The sequence below is a fragment of the Bradyrhizobium sp. WYCCWR 12699 genome (assembly GCF_032144035.1).
GTDB lineage: Bacteria > Pseudomonadota > Alphaproteobacteria > Rhizobiales > Xanthobacteraceae > Bradyrhizobium.
Genome location: NZ_JAVTJN010000003.1, coordinates 269017 through 286113, shown reverse-complemented (window position 1 = coordinate 286113; position 17097 = coordinate 269017). Strand labels below are relative to the sequence as shown.

14 protein-coding genes are annotated in these 17097 nt (G+C 58.0%); 5 read left to right on the top strand and 9 right to left on the bottom strand.

Annotated elements, in window-relative coordinates; all coding sequences use genetic code 11:
• Nucleotides 1-644 precede the first annotated feature (644 nt).
• Entirely contained in the window at nucleotides 645-1901 is a 1257-nt protein-coding gene (locus RPS27_RS03395) for a GGDEF domain-containing protein (RefSeq protein ID WP_128929965.1), read from the top strand.
• Nucleotides 1902-2333: 432 nt separating this feature from the next.
• On the opposite strand, the gene RPS27_RS03390 is transcribed toward RPS27_RS03395, so the two are convergent.
• The 9 genes from RPS27_RS03390 to RPS27_RS03350 all read right to left on the bottom strand — a co-directional run bounded on the left by RPS27_RS03390 (nucleotide 2334) and on the right by RPS27_RS03350 (nucleotide 12483).
• The gene (locus RPS27_RS03390) at nucleotides 2334-2477 is read right to left on the bottom strand and encodes a hypothetical protein (protein ID WP_232995543.1); all 144 of its coding nucleotides are present in this window, start codon (nucleotides 2475-2477) and stop codon (nucleotides 2334-2336) included.
• 549 nt (nucleotides 2478-3026) lie between these two features.
• Nucleotides 3027-5561: a S8 family serine peptidase gene (locus tag RPS27_RS03385; RefSeq protein ID WP_128929966.1), complete on the bottom strand. Its 2535-nt coding sequence runs from the start codon at nucleotides 5559-5561 to the stop codon at nucleotides 3027-3029.
• A complete protein-coding gene (locus RPS27_RS03380) occupies nucleotides 5464-6540 on the bottom strand; it encodes an AAA family ATPase (RefSeq protein WP_128929967.1) in 1077 nt (358 codons plus the stop codon). Before RPS27_RS03380 ends, RPS27_RS03385 begins: the two co-directional genes overlap by 98 nt.
• A gap of 161 nt (nucleotides 6541-6701) precedes the next feature.
• Nucleotides 6702-8048, bottom strand: coding sequence for an IS5 family transposase (locus tag RPS27_RS03375; protein ID WP_128963208.1), 1347 nt, complete (start codon nucleotides 8046-8048; stop codon nucleotides 6702-6704).
• A gap of 636 nt (nucleotides 8049-8684) precedes the next feature.
• Nucleotides 8685-9059 (bottom strand): type II toxin-antitoxin system HigA family antitoxin, encoded by a 375-nt coding sequence (locus RPS27_RS03370; RefSeq protein ID WP_074274398.1) that lies wholly within the window; start codon nucleotides 9057-9059, stop codon nucleotides 8685-8687.
• On the bottom strand, nucleotides 9059-9370 hold the full coding sequence (locus RPS27_RS03365) for a type II toxin-antitoxin system HigB family toxin (protein WP_128929968.1): 312 nt from the start codon (nucleotides 9368-9370) through the stop codon (nucleotides 9059-9061). Before RPS27_RS03365 ends, RPS27_RS03370 begins: the two co-directional genes overlap by 1 nt.
• Before the next feature lie 297 nt (nucleotides 9371-9667).
• Nucleotides 9668-10129, bottom strand: coding sequence for a hypothetical protein (locus RPS27_RS03360; protein ID WP_128929969.1), 462 nt, complete (start codon nucleotides 10127-10129; stop codon nucleotides 9668-9670).
• Complete coding sequence (locus tag RPS27_RS03355) at nucleotides 10119-11081, bottom strand: helix-turn-helix domain-containing protein (protein ID WP_128955131.1); 963 nt, start codon at nucleotides 11079-11081, stop codon at nucleotides 10119-10121. The genes RPS27_RS03360 and RPS27_RS03355 overlap by 11 nt, the downstream gene beginning before the upstream one ends.
• A 76-nt stretch (nucleotides 11082-11157) precedes the next feature.
• Nucleotides 11158-12483: a hypothetical protein gene (locus tag RPS27_RS03350; RefSeq protein ID WP_128929971.1), complete on the bottom strand. Its 1326-nt coding sequence runs from the start codon at nucleotides 12481-12483 to the stop codon at nucleotides 11158-11160.
• Between the two features lie 279 nt (nucleotides 12484-12762).
• Between RPS27_RS03350 and RPS27_RS03345 the strand changes: the two genes are divergently transcribed.
• From RPS27_RS03345 to RPS27_RS03330, 4 genes are all read left to right on the top strand, one after another.
• Nucleotides 12763-13851 carry a hypothetical protein gene (locus tag RPS27_RS03345; RefSeq protein ID WP_128955132.1) on the top strand — a complete coding sequence of 363 codons (1089 nt, stop codon included), beginning with the start codon at nucleotides 12763-12765 and terminating at the stop codon, nucleotides 13849-13851.
• 102 nt (nucleotides 13852-13953) lie between these two features.
• The gene (locus RPS27_RS03340) at nucleotides 13954-14529 is read left to right on the top strand and encodes a M12 family metallopeptidase (RefSeq protein WP_232995544.1); all 576 of its coding nucleotides are present in this window, start codon (nucleotides 13954-13956) and stop codon (nucleotides 14527-14529) included.
• Between the two features lie 8 nt (nucleotides 14530-14537).
• Entirely contained in the window at nucleotides 14538-15704 is a 1167-nt protein-coding gene (locus tag RPS27_RS03335) for a serine protease (RefSeq protein ID WP_232995545.1), read from the top strand.
• 12 nt (nucleotides 15705-15716) lie between these two features.
• The gene (locus RPS27_RS03330; RefSeq protein WP_128929974.1) at nucleotides 15717-17066 is read left to right on the top strand and encodes an alpha/beta hydrolase; all 1350 of its coding nucleotides are present in this window, start codon (nucleotides 15717-15719) and stop codon (nucleotides 17064-17066) included.
• Nucleotides 17067-17097: the final 31 nt, after the last annotated feature.

The window sequence follows — 17097 nt, the reverse complement described above, 5'->3', positions numbered from 1 at the left end:
AAGCCCATCGAGGTAGATTGCGCGACCGTCAACACAAGCCTTCGTCCATGGATCGAGATGAAGCGTCGGCAGATAGAACAGCCGGCGTTCCAGTTCGATGTCCTCTGATGCGGTACTTCCGGCTGCGCTCATGGCACCCCTCAACGTAACCTAATTTTTTGCGAGCAGCGTCAGCTATTTCCCGGAAGGGTATTGCTGCGGCAAGATCGCCAAGAAAGTGCCAGATCCCGAGCTGTCGTTCCAGGAAAGCGGACTTGAGGATGTCAACCATCTGGTTCGGCTGCACCCGTCCTCGGAGCTTGGGTTGCGTCTATGGACTTCTGGCCTGGGCTGCCATTCTTAATGCCGCCCGACCCGCGGGCGCGTCTCACCGCGCCCCAAATACAACCCTCCGCGGACGCACACGCCTGAAGGGGCGGTCGGCTCGGCGAGCCACGGTGAGGAGCAGCCGAATAGTCGCCACTGGTCTGCTGATCTTTCACCGGGAAAATACGGGACCGACGGCATTCATCTCCTGCTGAAATGGCCAAGATTCTGGAGAGGGTAAGATCAAACCGGAAATCAAACGGAATATTTACGCTTCGCCGAAGTGGTCCGGTAACGCATAGAAACTATACTGCCGCTTGTCCGAGTGGCAGGTTGGAATGAACGAGATCGCAGTAACATTAGCTTCCGTCGACGCCTGCGTGAACGGGCGACGGACGCGATCGATCAGATTCCCCCCGGACATCGAACGGCAATTTGAAGCCGACATGCACGACAAGCGGTGTAAGCGCTTGACGATCGGACTGCTCGTTTCGGCTCCCCTCTATAACCTTTTTCTGCTCGGAGATTGGCTGCTGGTCCCGGACGTCGTGCGGCTGGCCATGTGGGTACATTTCTCAATAGTGACTCCGTGGATGCTATTGGTCGCCTGGCTCGTATCGCGCAAACCGAGGCCCTTCGTACGGGAGCTCCTAGCAGCCAGTGTTCCGCTACTCATCATCTTGCAGATCGACCTCGGTTTTGCCCTGACGGCGAGCGAGAGCGCTGCGCACTACCAGTACGTGGTGATTCCAACTTTGCTCTACACCAATGTCTCACTGCACAGACTCGAATTCCGCTTCGCTCGTGTCGTGACTGCCGCGATCCTGTTGCTTCACACCGCGTTCGTCATATCCGCAAGCTACATCTCCGCCCCGATAGCGGTGACCATCATCGTTCAGCTCCTCATCTGCGGTTACATCACTCTGATCGCAAACTATACAATGGAGCGCGATCTCCGTAGAGCCTACCTCTATTCGCTGAGAGATCGGCTCAGGCACGCCGATGCGGACGCCGCTTCACGCCGCGATCCATTGACGGGGTTAGCAAACCGGCTGCATCTTGATGATGAACTGTCGCGAGTTTGGTCTCGCCCCGAGTGCCGAGCATCGCCCGTTTCAGCTGTCATGATCGATATCGACCATTTCAAGCACTTGAACGATCGCTACGGACATGCTGCAGGCGACCTCTGCCTGAAACGAGTCGCCGCCATACTTCAGGCAGAGATACGAAGGACGGGTGACCTCGTCGCCCGATATGGAGGCGAAGAATTCCTGATAATCCTGCCGGATATGGCGATGATGGATGCCGTGCGGCTGGCCGAACGCATTCGCCGATCGATCGAAATTGCTGCGATCCCCAATGAAGGCCGGAGCCTCTTAGGCATCGTCACCGCCAGTTTTGGCGTCGCAGCTTGTTCGCCGTCGGATTTGTCTCCTCTGGAATTAATTGCTGCGGCCGATCACGCCCTGTATGCCGCCAAAGGCAAAGGACGTAATCAGGTCTGGCCTCCACTTGTGGCCGACGCCACCGTTCGCTCGTTGACTGAACCATTGACGTTTATGGCGTCGTCCTCAGAAGCAGCACGAGGGGTTTGATTTTCCTGCTTGGGCAAACCCGTGGGAAGCTGCGTAAGCCAGGGACATACGCTAAGCTCTCGATTGCTTCCGTGCCTCCCCCGATCCGGGCTGGGGTAGCCGATCTCGCGTCGAGTCTGATCCACTTGAGCAGTCATATTCAGATTCCAGGATCTGAAAAAGCGATACTCGCTCGCTGCACGGCAGAGACTTGGCTACGGCTCTGCTTTGCCAAATGAACCTGCGTATAACTGTTCAATCCTCTCGACTTCCTCTTGGGTCAGCGCCGCGAACTCATTGGCTCGTGCGCGGTTTGATAGCTTACCTTGATTTTGCCGAAGAAAGCCGAAGAGGTTATTCAGCGTCCTCTCGGGCATATCGACTAAACGCTCGACGCCGGCGCAGAACGTGTCGAACCCTTGAAGAACTCTGGCTTCATTCGGAAGATCTTTCTCAGTTCAGCTCTCGACCGAGCAGCCACTCATACAGGAACCAGATGCGACGCCTGTAAAGACCGGTCAGCTTCTGTTTGACCAGCTCGACGATTTCGCCTTCGGCCACAGCAAGAAAAAGCCGCTTCAGGACGGCAAGATCCACGCCCTCGTATTTCAGCGCAATGTTAGATGCGCCTCAAGGGAAGCTTCTGGGGCGTGCCGAGGTGTGTAAAGGCGCCAGCCATCCTGCTCTAGGATACGATGCTTGGTCCCGATCGCCGAGAGCGTCCGTGGAATTGGAGCGGAGAGGTGATAAGCGTCGATGAGGGCGGCATAGCCGGCCGGAGCACCGGCTTCGGGCAAACGCCGGTCATGAAAAATCGTCCCTGCTCCTGAAAACTGTGCGCTCAACGACATATTCCCGAAAGTTCAGCGGCATTAGAGGAGGCGGACGTCGCCGATCTTACGAGATGAGATTCTTCAAGGCCGGATAGCTCGCGCCGAACACGAAACCGTCCACGCTGCGGGAATCGAAGGCGAGCAACCAGAGACCTTGGGCTTCATTGCCTGAGAACCTGAGAATTTCAAAGGTGCAAAAGCTGCGCCGTTTGGCCCGGGATTTCAACCTCTTGGATTGATGCGGCACCTCCGGGCACCTTAGGCAGGCCCATCGCTGGTGAGATCCGTCTTTCAAAGGTCGAGCACAATCGAGCTAGCGGACCGGAACGGCAATGGGCGGCGCAATCCGCGCTCGAGCCTCATTGTAGACCTCAATGATGCCTGGCATGGCTACGGTTACAGCAACGCCGAACGGAACTTGCTCGTCTATCTTGCTGCCTCTGTCAGGCTCGCGTTGAATGATCAGCTCGATTTCAGAATCGACTGTCAGAGCCGGCGCCTTGTCGCCCAGCCAGCGCCGAGAGAAAACGGTCCCCTTGCTTGCCTGATTGACATCAGGCTGCGTCTTGGATGGCTGCACGCGGAACTGATCGATCTCATCTGAACTCGCCAAAAGCGAAAGCTTCACTGAGCGATACGATTGTCGACCGGGATGCACGGGCGTGAACCATGCAAGCGTTGCGGTCACCGAGTGGGGGAGAGATTGGCCGCTCATGCAAGCCGGTAACGGAACAACAACCGAACGTCTTGTCTCCTGCGCCAGCGTTCCGACGGCCCAAAACGTCGCCCTGTCGGAAGCGCAATAAATTGCATCGTCCGGACTAACAACGCCGTAGCCTAAGAAGCGCCGGATATTATCCTTCTGCCTGACGAATTGCTTTGCATCAGCTGGACCTAGCACGCTCTTGATGAGCTCGGCGCTATCTTGCGGCCACGAGGCTGTATGCACTAACAGCGCCTTGAGAAGCGCGGCGCGCTGATGGTGGGGCAGGGACAGAAAGTCCTGCCCGTACGTGTCTTCCAAAGCGTCATGAATTCTGTGAGCCGTCCTGGAGGCCAGAGCTGCCGCAGCACTTGTGCCGGAAGTGTAATGCTCCCAATTGCTGCTGCCCTCGCGCGGCGGAGCTGCAACCTTGAGCCCATGCGGTCGAGCAGGTCCACTTGGCCTTACAGCAAGCGCCGTTCCACTGGCCACCATGGTTAAATGCTCACGAGAGCCAGGCATCAAAATATCCGGTTTGACGCCGTTTGCAAATCCTGGACCCAATCCGCTGGATGGATTGGTGATGATCATCGGATGATACGGATCGACCCTGCCTCTAGCGCTACGGCGATCGGCTGCGCTAACGGCGTCGATATTGGCGGAGCCTACCGTGATCCCGTTCACTGTTTCCGACGGTGAAAGCAGCCGGCGAGAAGTGATCAATCGCGACAGCGCGGACAACGTATGTCTGGCCCGATCGGGCTGGTCCGTCGCTTCATAAGCAGCCATGGTGGGGATGGATGCTATCTCGAATGAGCCGGCGTGATTGCCGGCACTCACGCAGAACAGAATTCCATATCGATGGGCCAATCTGTCGACCAACCTCGCCCAGGGCGACAGCCGCCCATGAAATGGCTTTCGGACATTGCCGAGCGAAAGATTGACGATCACAACTGACGGAGCGCTCGGATCGTCGTTGCGCCGCATCGAGACCACAGCTTGATAAACCAGGTCGACAATCAGCCGGTCCTCAGGAAATTGATCAGCAGCCCCCAAGAGCGGTATGCAATGGATGCGGCGCGCCAGCGGCGGCTCATTGGTGTTTCGGTCGCCATGCACGATCAGAGAAGCCATAGCTGTGCCGTGAGCCCTTTCAGCCACGACGGCTGCGCCCTCTAAATCGAATTGATCGTCGACATTCATTCGATCACGAAGCAGAGGGTGCTGGGAAACGGGCACGCCATCCAATAAGGCCAAAATTGGTTGGCCTTCAGAAGGAAGCGGTCCCAGTCCGCCTTGGAGCTGACTGGCGTCTTCGACTTGCACCGGCGCAACAATACTCTGTGGCCGAATGTGCATGACCGGGTCCATGCCGCTCAACCCGGTCGCGGAGCGCTCGGTAATTTGCCGGATCGCGGCAACTGGCAGGTTAGCCAAAAGGGCATGATAGGCGATGTCCGGGATCCGGCACTGCGTCACAAGAGTGCCACCGACCGCCCTAATCTCGCTGATGACTCCTTGTTGGTTCGAAGCCGCCATGTCCTCCGACGATCGAAACACAAGCTCGATCTCAACGGGGAGAATTTCCTCATCTCCCATGAGCTCGATCTCGTGCGCAAGGATCTCTCGATCACCATCTTGAACACGATCTCCCGGCCCCCATACTCTGATGTCACGGAGCGTCGCAAAGACATCCCGCCAGGGTGCGAACCCCTCCCCAATTGCTTGCCCGGATACCCATCTCTTCCAGAGCGACAGGATGTTCTGCAAAGCCGTGACATCTGGCACAAGAAGATAGGCCTCAGGCGACTTGTCCTTCTCATCGCCCTCCAGCTCCTCTTCATCGATGAGCTCCAGACCAGGCACTCTTCGGATCGCATTCGCAAAATTCGCAACTGCCCCCCGAACCTCAAAAACCAGCAGCCGCTCTGGCGCCAGCGCGGACGGGTCTGATCGCAAAGTTAAGCCGCTTGGGTCTCGACCCAAGACTTGTTCGAGGCGACGGAAGCGGGGGCCAAATGCTGCATTCTGTGCAGCAGCCGTGAATTTAGCCGGCCTGGGGATCGGTTGCGGCCTGCCTTTTGGTCTTGCCGCCTGATTGCCTGGCGTCAGTCGCAGCAGAGGCTTCGTTGGATCGGCCGCCATGCAGGTTCTCTGGCTTTACTCTCGATGACCAAAATTCGAGTTCAGTCTTGACCGCAGAATCGATCGAGATCTCACCAAGACCAAGAATTTGTCGCCGTCGAACGTTCTGACAGAAATCAAGCACTTCAGCATAGGAGGTTGCGTCAATCTTTTGCGCGAGTTCAAAAGCCGACAGCGAAGGGCGCTCGGGCCAGCCCATATAAATTCGTTCTATGAAATGTGCGATTTCCGCAACTTGCGGAGCGGGAAATGCAATCTTTATCTGAAAACGTCTCCATACGGCTCGATCAAGCAATTCAGCATGATTCGTAGCCGCTATTGTTACCACGTAACTGGGAAGTTTATCGATCTGCATCAAGAGAAACGAAACAACGCGCTTGATTTCGCCCGTTTCGTGATCATCTCCACGCTCTTTTCCAATCGCATCGAACTCGTCGAAAAACAAAACGCAAGGTTGGGTTCGCGCATAGTCGAATAGCGCGCGAAGACGCGCGTTTGTTTCGCCTAGATAGCTTCCTACGAGCGCGTCGTACCGCACCACGAAAAACGGCAGAGAAAGGCCCTCTGCAATCGCTTCTGCAAAGGAAGTTTTGCCGTTGCCTGGAGGACCAGACAGGAGAACCCGATGCCGCGGCTCATATCCGCTTGCCCGCAGCACGTCTGCCCGCACATGCTCCTCGATCAGCTGCATCCCTTCGGCGCGCGCAGGCAAGGGTAAAACCAGCTCATCGAGAGATATGCGTGGCGTAACTTCTAAAATCGTGTCGCGCCCAGCAGCTTGCGGAGACCGCTGAGAGGCAACCAGACTTGGCGGCGTCACAGCTATCGTCTGCAGCGCTCGCTCAAGCCGATCGGCCAGCGCGTGATGACTCTTTGCGCGCTCATCAGCCACAATCGCTTCGACCGCCGAGCGCATCATTGGCCGATCGCCGGTCACACCGGCGCGCACGAGAGATATGAGTAAGTCGCTCTTGGCCATGACAGACAGCCTATTACAGGATTGCGCGCCCACGCTGCTAGAAATGGTCCCAGCTTGTGAACAACTCGCCGATAACCAAGGTTCCTTGCCGGGGTCGCTCGGCGAGCCTATCCGGCGGGGATTAACATATTGAAAAGCTGCAACAAATAAGACGTCGTCCGTTAAGAAGCCGATTTGAGCGGTGAGCCGTCGCTGCTGGCGGCGATGAGGGTGGCCAGGAAGAGGCACCAGAGAGCTCTCAGCCATGCGAGGATGCGCCGGAAGTTATGGCCGACGGCGGAGAGGATGACGTTGGCCGCATCGCCGGCGCGGCCTTTGAGGTAGCAGCGGCCGAGGTGACCATCGGCCTTCAGGTGTCCGATGATGGGTTCGATGGCGGAGCGGCGGCGCAGCTCGCGCTTGATGACCCCGAAGACGCCGCGCTTCTGGCCGGAGATGAAGACACGGCGCGGGTTCTGCGCGTCATGGCCGCGGTATCCCTTGTCGACATAGGCCCGCTCGATCGCACAGCCGGTGAGTGTCTCGGTGCGGTCGATGACATCCCGCAAGGTGTGACCGTCGTACGGGTTATCCGGTAGCGCCCTGGCGTGCAGCACGAACAGGCCGCCGGGAGCCCGGCGGTTGTTGGTGACGATGGAGGCTTTGACCCCGAACTCGTAAGGGGCGGCTGCTTTGCCCTTGCCGATGCACTCGACCTCCGGAGCGTGGAAGGAATAAAGCTTCCAGCCGCGCTGGCGCTGCTGCTGCGAGCGGATCTGGGAGGCCCGGCTGAGCGGGAGGACGAAGGCGTTCTCGAGCACGGTCTGACCTTCGATCTTGCGGCGGATATCGCGGATGATCCGGCCCAGCCGGCTGCGCAGGATGCGCAACTGCCGCTGATGCCGCTTGAATTGCTTGGCATGGGCGTAGCGCCCCGCCATCATGGCCGCGGTCTTGGCAATGCGAAGATAGGACTGCCGCAGCCTGACCCCGTGCTTCCTCGCCAGACGGTTGAGCCCCTTGATCGCGGCGTGCAAGAGCTTGGCATCGGTCGGGAAGGTGATGGCCTTCGGCTGCACGGTGGTATCGACCGTGACCCGCTTGAGGTCCTGACTGCGCAACGCGCCGGCCTCGTGCGCCACCCGCAGGCTCTCGGCCAAGAGCAGCTCCAGCTTGTCGCCGAGCCGCTTGCGCCAGTGGCTCAGGTCCGAGCGCTCGTGCGGGAAGGCGTGCTGAAAGAACTCTTCGCCGGTGAAGTACTGGAAATACGGGTCGTGGACCCAGCGCTCGCACACCCCCTCATCGGACAGGCCGTAAATGTGCTTGAGCAGCAGCAGCCCGATCATGAAGCGGGTCGCGATCCCCGGCCGGCCGTTCTCGCTGTAGAGCGGCGCGATCTCGCCGTCGACCCAGTCCCAATCGACCTTGCCGGCGAGCTGAACCAGCTCGTGCTTCATGTTGATGATCTGGTCCAGTCTGGCCCGGAACAGATCGCCAGATCCCGTCGTCCTTTGCTTCTTCGGTCGCATCGCCACCTCCGATGCGACGACGGAATCATGACTGGCGATTCGACGGAATCCTGAAAATGAAATCGCAAGGTTCCGAGGCCCGAAGCATCAAATCCCTGCAATCCCAAAACAGCCCACAACGATAAATGCGATTCTACCTCAATCGCTTAGCCGCTCCTCACGGACGACTAAGACTTCTCGTCCGCCGTCATGACTGGTCGAGTCTGTTCTGCCTGCTCAAGCATTCCCCGTCATCCTGTTGACTGCCTGCCTCTGACAAAACTAGCCAGCCTTCATAGCTAGCGCCGACCGAAAGTCCGGCAGAGCCTTCGAGCACTCGCCTCGCGCGCTTTGGCGCTTTATGCCCATCCGAGAGGGGTCGTCAGGGGATTGTTCACTTTTTGTTCAATGCCGTCAAGTCGCAGTCCAATACCGGCGTTCGACCTGTTCCGGAGCGAGAATCGTGAGCAAATGGATCAAGCCCACCGGGGGCGCCGATGCTCGTATCCGTGCATAGTCGAGCTGCTGCAAGCAATGGATGACCCTAATCCCTAAAAGGCGTTGGAATCGCATGCGCTGAACTTTCTCGCGTCGATGCAAATATTCACGGCCGCCGAGCAAAGTAGCCCCCTATCGAAAGTCATGGTCCCGATTGACCTAAGCCGCAACACTTCCGCTCGCGGAGATCAGCAAATCCGCTGGAATATGGAAACGTTCGCGCAGACGCTTCACCATCGTCATGCTCAATTCGCGCTTGCCGGACATGACCTCACTGACGCGACTAGCAGTGCCCAGAAGCGGCACAAGATCAGCGCGCGTCAAACCATGTTGTTCCACCAGATAGGTTAGCAAATCGGGCAACGGCGGCGCTTTGCGCGGCCAGCGTGCGCGTTCATAAGCCTCGATAAGGCGAGCCTGAGCTACCATACGCGCTCGATCGGCAGCCTCGTTAGATTGCATCAGCTTGCCGACAAGCGCCTTGGCCGCCTCATGATCGGCCTGGTTCTGGATAATTATCAATGTTGCCTTCATCACACCGTCTCCGCGTCCACCTTGTCACAGTCTTCATGACTGCCGAAAAAGCGGATCATCAACACGCCATCACGATATTGAACCATGGCGATCAGGCGGTAGTCATTGGCCTTGATGTTGAACACCACGCGTCCGCCTTTCAGGATGCTTGCCTTGGGATGCGATCGCTTCACCTGTTGCGGCGTCCGCCAGTCCGAAGCCTCAGCAATTGCCAGCCATGCCCTGTATTGAGCGCGCGCTGCATCGATGCCCCGATGACCAGAGCGTTCGGCAAAATAGCGCTCACCAAGGTCCGTGCCGACCACCAGCATGAAGGGATACTACCGTCGATTTCCCAAAAATGGAAGAGGGGAATTTCCATTTTTGGGAAACGCATGCCGCCCGCCGACAGTAAGATAGTCTTGCCACTCGGGGCTAATTCACGATCCGATCGGCTCGCACTTTCGCGGCGAAGCCGAAGCCCGCCGCGAACGCTTCTAGGCACGCCCCGCGGTTGATAAATCAAAATCGCATTTCGAACTCAGAATGACGCGGTCAATTGCGACTGGACAATTTTGTGCGTTAGAAGCAAAAGAATCGTCTCGCCGCAGATGCTCTCAAGACTTCCGCTAGGGAAGATTGGGCGGCTGACCAATTCGCTCCAGATCGGCGAGACACTTGTCCAGGTTGCTTTTGGCGTCCTGCAGGAACCTGCTCGTTTCGGCAAGCCGCCTGAGATCAGGCTTGACCGGTCCCTCGCTCACAGCGCTCAGCTGGTGGCAAACAGTTGCAAGATCACCCGAGATGTCTTCGAGGACGAAGGCGAGGTTTTCCAGCGGCACGAGCTCCGAAAAGAAAGACTTCAAGGCGCTTTCGTCCTGGCCAGAGGGACCTTCGAATCTGACTTCGACCAGTGGCACCAACACCTCGCGGTTGTCGCGCCCGACCCTTCCCATGCTCATGATGAGCGAGCTGAACGTCGTCGAAACAAAGGTCAACCGATCGAGCAGGGTGTTTCCATACAATACTAGCGATTCCGATTCGCCTTGCGCCTGCTCCGTTGTCGAAGCCCCGAGATCCTCATTCGACATGCTCGGAGTCCTCTCCTGCGCTCAAGTGCAGCATACCCGAAGGGAACGAGACGGGCTTTGGACTGTTCACCGCCTCAATCGATGTGGAGGCGCCGTGACCTTCGGCTTTCTTCACCTGCACGACCGTCACCGACGAGCCATGATACGAGCTCTTCGTTCGCGCCTTCATATAGCCGGGAGCTGTCGGTGCCGGCGGATGAAGCAGGTAGTCCTCCATCACCTGACGGACGCCAAGCGGGTCACGCATCACTAGTCCCGCCGCATGCAACGTAGGATGCATCGGGCTCGGCAAATCAAACAGGCTGCGAAGAACGACATTTTCTTCAGCCGTGAGGGCAGGGTGGGTTCTGAGACCCATTTTCCTGCGCATAAGCTGCGCCAATTGGCCAGCGCCCCTTGCTGTGGGCCCTTCGTGCCTTTCAAGCGCCATAAGGCCATCGCGCGTCAGCGCGAAATGAGCAAACTTTCCAGCCGCCGTTCGTTCCACAAAACGCGCATTGGTCATCAGGCGAAGAATGCGGCTGAGATTGGCATCCTTCAGATCCAGTTTCTTAGCAATGACCGTCTTCTCCAGCTGACGCGACGGTGCATCCCGCAACAACCGAAGTATCTCGACGACATGCTGACGGTGCATGACCTCGCTTGGACGAGCAACCTTGGCGGTGTTGATCGACATCTGCAGAAGATCGTAAAACGCTCTGAAGCGCTCGGCATAGGCGGCATTCTTCGGCGCGAGCGAGGCGCTCACCCGACGCAGAATATCAAACCATTCCCGCAGCTCCGGATCGCGGCGCCGGCTCTCCAGAGAATTCCAGAGCCAAGCCCCAAGTGTTGCGTAAATACGCTCCAGGCTGCTTTCGGATCCCTCTTTAAGGAATTCCGAAATGACGCTCCGCGCCTCAGTCGCGGTGGCCTCGCCGCTCTCTATCTTTTCCAATGCTACGTCCGACATGGCCATACCCTACGTCACAACCCTTAAGATCATTTTACAACGCTTTACTCTGATTTTAGTCTCTGAATCTAGGGTGTCACCGGCCCCATTTGTAGGCAGTCCAAACGGTCTTTTGACCGAGTTCCCGGGCGGAAACAGCGTTCGGCTCTTTGAGGAGGGGTAATATAGTACCAAGCCGGCCATCCCCGTAGCGGTTGTGGGTGGGATGTTGCACGACAAAACTTCGCGTGCCGAACTTCACTTCCACCTGGCTCGCAGTCGTCTGGTGGCCCTGCATGGTGCGGTCGTTCCCCATCGAGGGGACCAGCATCACATCGACATCCAGGTCCCTGAAGGGCGTGTCGCAGACGTCACAGAAGTCGAGGCAAATTGCGACGCCAATCAGGGCGCCTTCAGTCGCAAGCACGCACATCCGCTCGCCAGCAGTTATGTTTTCGATCCCCCAGTCGTCATCGGCGTAAGGGGCGATCTTGTCGTAGACGAGCCGCTCCTCGCCATAACCGTCATAAATCCGGGCCCGATTCACAATCTCCTTGCCTGCCACCTCGTGCCACGTTCCCGGAATGACGATCTCCGGAGGCTCCAGCGGGTCGGCCACATCTCGCTCGCGGATGAACTTGACGATCTTTTCTCGCAGTCCTGGTGGTACCGTGAGCTCGGGCCAGACGATTGCGATGCAGTTCTCCTGCAACGCGTTCGCCATCTGAAGCAAGACCGCGTTCCCCGCCGCCGGCGCATCGACGCCGCTGACGATGAAACGCTTGTCCCCGTCTACCGTTGCGAACTCCGCCTCAAGCTTGAGCGCCTCGAAAAGGCAGGCGCCCATTTTCCAATTCGTGGGGTCTTGAGCGGCACTATGCAAGGTACGGCTATCGACCACCTCGACGGCATAGCCGTCAATGAAGGTGGGCAGGATCCGATGAAATAGCAGGCCTCGCTTTGAATAGGCTTGGCTCCGCCGGGCAGGGCGGCCGGCGCTCACGCCCTGTCGCGGAATGAACCAGCATCCGAGCGCCTCCAGGCGCCACTCGCCCGATGCAATCGGCCATTGCGACCGCCGCTCGAGCAGCACGCGGTCGATGGCCCGGATGAGACCTCCAAGCGACACAGCAACCTGCTCGGGGGTCTCCTCGGAAACGGACCAAAGGAGGCGGCCTTCTCCGACGCTGTCACCGAAACTCCGGGCAGATTCTTCAAGACGCCGCTCCGAAAGATTGCGGTAAGCCTTGTACACGCTCGGCGGCGCCTTGCGGAACAACTTGTCGAGCTCGATCAGAGCCTTCCTCAGTTCGTCCCTTCTGGCATGCGTCATCGAGGCCTGTGATTGAGCAAGCTCACCAGCTGCCTTCTTCCACTTGCCGAACTCCGTTGTCTTCAGGCGGCTGTCCGCAGGCCCAGGCAAACGACTCGTCCAAACGACTTCGCCAATATGTGCCATTGATAGGCGTACGGTTCGCTATTTGCAATCGGCCCGACTGTGACTTACGCGCGTCTCATCATCTAGCTGCGGGCGCAGTTGCTCTGAATGTCAGAACGCGCAGAAACTCTGCATCGAATTATACGATGGCAACGAAAAGCTGCATATGGCTTCCGATACTCTTGACGAAGCACGAGCAAAGCATTTCAATCTGGGCGGGAGATCCGCGCGCGAGCGACGCGAAGCGGACAGGGGGCACAATCGATGTGGAAGATCAGCCGGGCCGCGGCTTGCCTTGGCGCCTGCTTTGCGATGGGCGGATGCACCAGCCTGTACTATGTGCACGATCCGCAGACTGGCGTGATCACAGCCGGCGAACTGCCATATTTTCTCAAATCGATCCGGTGCGAGGTCGTCACCTTTTATCAGATCGAGCGCGAAAGGCGGAAGCACTACCTCAAGATCTACAAGACCAGGCCGGAAGAGGCGTTCGACCGCTTCGCCCATTTCGACATCGACCCGTTCCTATACGGCACCTTCTTCCTGGAACTGAAAGTAACCGATACCGGCGGTGTCGGGTCCGGCACCGCCTTCGACTATAAGCGCGTTCTAAGTGCCACCACCGCCGAAGTGACCCATGTCGGCCCCACGGCTTCGGCGCAGGACACCTACGACCTGATCTGGTCATTTCTCTTGAAACAGAATGCCGAGCTTGCGTCTGATACCTTGCCGCTGGCATCTAGCCCGGCAACATATGAGCGCGGCTGCTACCGGGGAACGCCGACCGAGCTCCTCGAGCTCGAAGCTCTCGCCGAAAACAAATATCCGGAACGGGCCGCTTTCAAGCGCATCACCGTCGATGCCTCCAAGCCATTGGCGGCCTGGCTGCGCGACAATGCAATTTTGATCGCCGCCAACAACCTGACGCCGGCTATGCCATCGGAAATAGCTGAGCCAGCGCAGATGACCTATACTTTTTCGATCCAAGTGACCGGAGGCATCGAGGCCAAATACTCCCTTACATCGGCGCGCTGGACACCGGCCGCCATCCAAGCCTCCGCATCTGCGCAGCAATTCAGCAATCTCGGTATCTACATCAATGGGCCGAATGCCGTCTTGGCCAACGGAGCAAAGTCTGGCTCGGCCAGCTATGCAGCCAAACAGCCGGCGCTCGGATCAAAGGACAATCCGATTTACACGACACCAATCCCGGGAGGGGAAAAGTCGCAGGAGTTGCCGGAGAGCGGGGGGGCCGCAGCCCGCCGGCCAAGGGCTGGTGGTGGCCCGCGGACGAACGGCTTTATCTTCGCGCCGGTGCCAGTCTTCCCGCCATCTCCAACGCCTACTCAATAAAACATGACTCGTTACTGCCTGCTCGGATTGCTGGTTCTTCTCGTGCTCCTCCCCTGCAGCAGCGCGAAGGCTCAGCCTGCGCTTCCCTCAGGGGTGTCGGAGATGGAGCTCTTCGGAACTGTGATCCGCAGCTCCAAATGGGACGTGAAGGAAATCCCGGTCTGCTGGGAAAACCTCAATCCTCATGACCAGAAATATGCAGAACTCGTCCGAAAAGCCGTGGCCGAGACCTGGGAAAGCGCAGCACAAGGAGGCGTTTGGTTCGCCAAGACCTGGCCTGCCTGTAAAGAGGGCGCAGCCGGCGTCCATGTGCGCATCGCCGACGAGGGCGCGCACACCGACGTCGTCGGCAAGTATCTCGATGGCAAGTCTTCGGGCATGACCTTGAATTTCAGCTCCAATCATTGGAGTAAAGGATGCATCAATAAGCGCGAATTCTGCATTCGTGCGGTCGCTGTCCACGAATTCGGGCACGCGCTCGGCTTTACTCACGAGCAGAACCGCGACGATGCTCCGGAACAGTGCCGCAACGAGAAATTTTCAGGATCGGTCGGCGACTACAAAGTCACTAAATACGACCCCAATTCCATCATGAACTATTGTAATCCAGCATGGAACGGAAGCGGACAACTCAGCCCACTCGATATCGCAGCCGTCAGAACGTTTTATCCGTCCTGACCCTCGCCTTGCTCTTTGTCATCTCCGGGCAGGCGCTAGCCGATCGCGCCGCGGTGCAGATCGCCGCGCGCTATAACGTCAGGACTGTTCATGTCCAGTTTGTCGGCGTTATGTACAACGGCAAGCAGGAAGTCGGAGGCGGCTCCGGCCTTCTGATCGGCGACAACCTCGTGCTCACCAACAGCCATGTGGTCGGACGCGAGGAAAACTACAAGAGCTTTGAGGTCGATGCTCGCCTTGGCTCGCGCAACGCAAACCCAATCAAAGTCAGCGCGATTCACCGCGACGACGCCAACGATCTTGCCCTTCTCGAGTTGGCCCAGCCGGCCAGCAACAGCGGCGGAGCATCGCGCTGCCCAATGCCGGTCATCAATGAAAGCCAGCAGGCCCCAATGGGAACCCAACTCTATCTGCTCGGCTATCCCCTCGACCTGGATCTGAGCATATCGAGCGGCCTGATCAGCAATCAAACCAGCCCAAATGGGCGCTGGCAAACCGATACTGTCATGAACGTCGGCAACAGCGGAGGTCCCGCGTTCAACGAGTTCGGCGCGCTCCTCGGTATCGCTGTCGGCGGCATCGTCAAATGGAACGATGCCCAGGTCAACGGAGTGAATTTCATCATTCCTGCCACGGTCATAGCCGCGAGTCCGCTCTACAAGCTGATTGCGGCTATCCCCCAACCATCCGTCTGCTGGACCAAATGGGTCGACACTACAATCTCATTCGAGAACTGGAGCAAGCTCAACTCGACCCATGTGCAGACGCAAGCCAATCAGGGCGTGAAAATTCCCGAGATCCTGGCCGGCGCGCTTCACACGTTGCTTCCAGAAGACCGGCGGCTCATCGTCAATGTTCCGCTATCGCAACTCGTCGAGCTCAAGCAGATCGAGCGCTCATACACCGTCGACAAGACCAAGGATGATCATCCCGTCGTGTTTGCCGAGCATTCGGCCGACTACGCCGAGACGTTCCCAGCCGAGCCGGGCTACCGTATCACCGGCTGCTCCTGGCATGTCGAGACGGCAAACGGAGCCGGCAACATTGCTTGCGCCATCAACGATGGCGGTGCAGAGGCGCGCTTCACCTACAAGCTGACCAGTGGACCCGCCGTCGATCGGTACCGTGGATGGCTCGGTGCTACCGTCAATCTATCTCAAGTTCTTGCGAAGTAAGGAGGAGGGGCCATGGTCGTCTCGACATTGCGAGCCGATTCTTCAAATGCGCTGCACTGGCTCTCGTCGTTCCGGCAGCTCCGCGCGGCTTTAATTGCTCTGGTCTGCATGTTTGTCGTCGGCTGCGCTCATCAAGCACCTATCTCGAGACCGTCAAAGCCCCAAGCCCAAAACACGCATCAGCACCACGGGCGTGCATTGACAGGATATCACCATCATGCCGCAAGGTATTACGGCCCGAGGTATTATGGTCCGAGACGCCATGATTATGGCTATCATCGCCCCACAACGGGTGAGGCAAGTGAGGAAGCACCTCCCGAGAAACCGACGCCAACTGGCGCCGAGGCTCCCAACAAGCCCGCCATCAAGGGCTTGGTGCCCGTTTATTTTGCGACCAACCGCGAGGTGATGGGAGGCCCGAATCTGCAGCTGAAACAGATCACCTATGATCGTTCGGCCACGAATACCTATGGCTGCGTGACTGTGAGCATACCGATCGTTCACAAGATGGGCGAAGTCGAAACGCCAAAGACATATCTGTACGGCATTTGGACAGAGGCCGAGCAGGACGGAAAGCACTTTCGAATCCAGACTCTATCGAAGCTCTCACGAGAGGAGTTTGCCTCCGCGATCGCCAATCCTGCCGACAGCCTGATGCTGTTCGTCCATGGCTACAATGTTCCTTTCTCGGATGCAGCGTTCAAGGCCGCTCAGATTGCCTTCGATGCAAATTACAAGGGCCGCGTCATGATTTATTCCTGGCCCTCGAAAGGCGGGTTGGCGGATTACGATTACGACCGCGAAAGTGCTTTGCATGCCACCGATGGATTGTTCGATCTTCTCAAGCTCATCAAGACGGAGGGGAACGTTTCGCGGATCATCCTGATCGCACACAGCCTTGGCAGCGAAGTGGTATTGGGCGCCTTGCAGCAGGCAGCGCTGAGCCAAACAGCGCTTGGCATTACCGAGCTGATTTTCGCAGCACCCGACGTCGACCGTGACCTCTATCTGGAGCGGGCTAACCAGATCAAAGCGGCCGCGGGTGCGGTGACCGTGTACGCCTCGTCAACTGATCTGGCTCTGCTCGCCTCGATGAAGAAGGCGCAGTCGAAATCGCGAATGGGCTATGTGACTAAGAGCGGTCCAACTCTCGTCTCGGGCATCGAGACGATCGATGTCTCTGCGGTCGGAAGCGAAATGTTCGCGCTCAATCATAGTACCTATTCAACGAGCCGGGCGGTCCTCGACGATATCGGCCGGATCATCTCCTCATCTAGCCACCTCAAGCCACCGCAGCGGACCCCAACTTTGCGCTCGATGCCTAACGAGCTCAACGCGACCTATTGGATGTATCCTTACTAGTCATCTGGAACGCAAGTTCATCACATTAGTT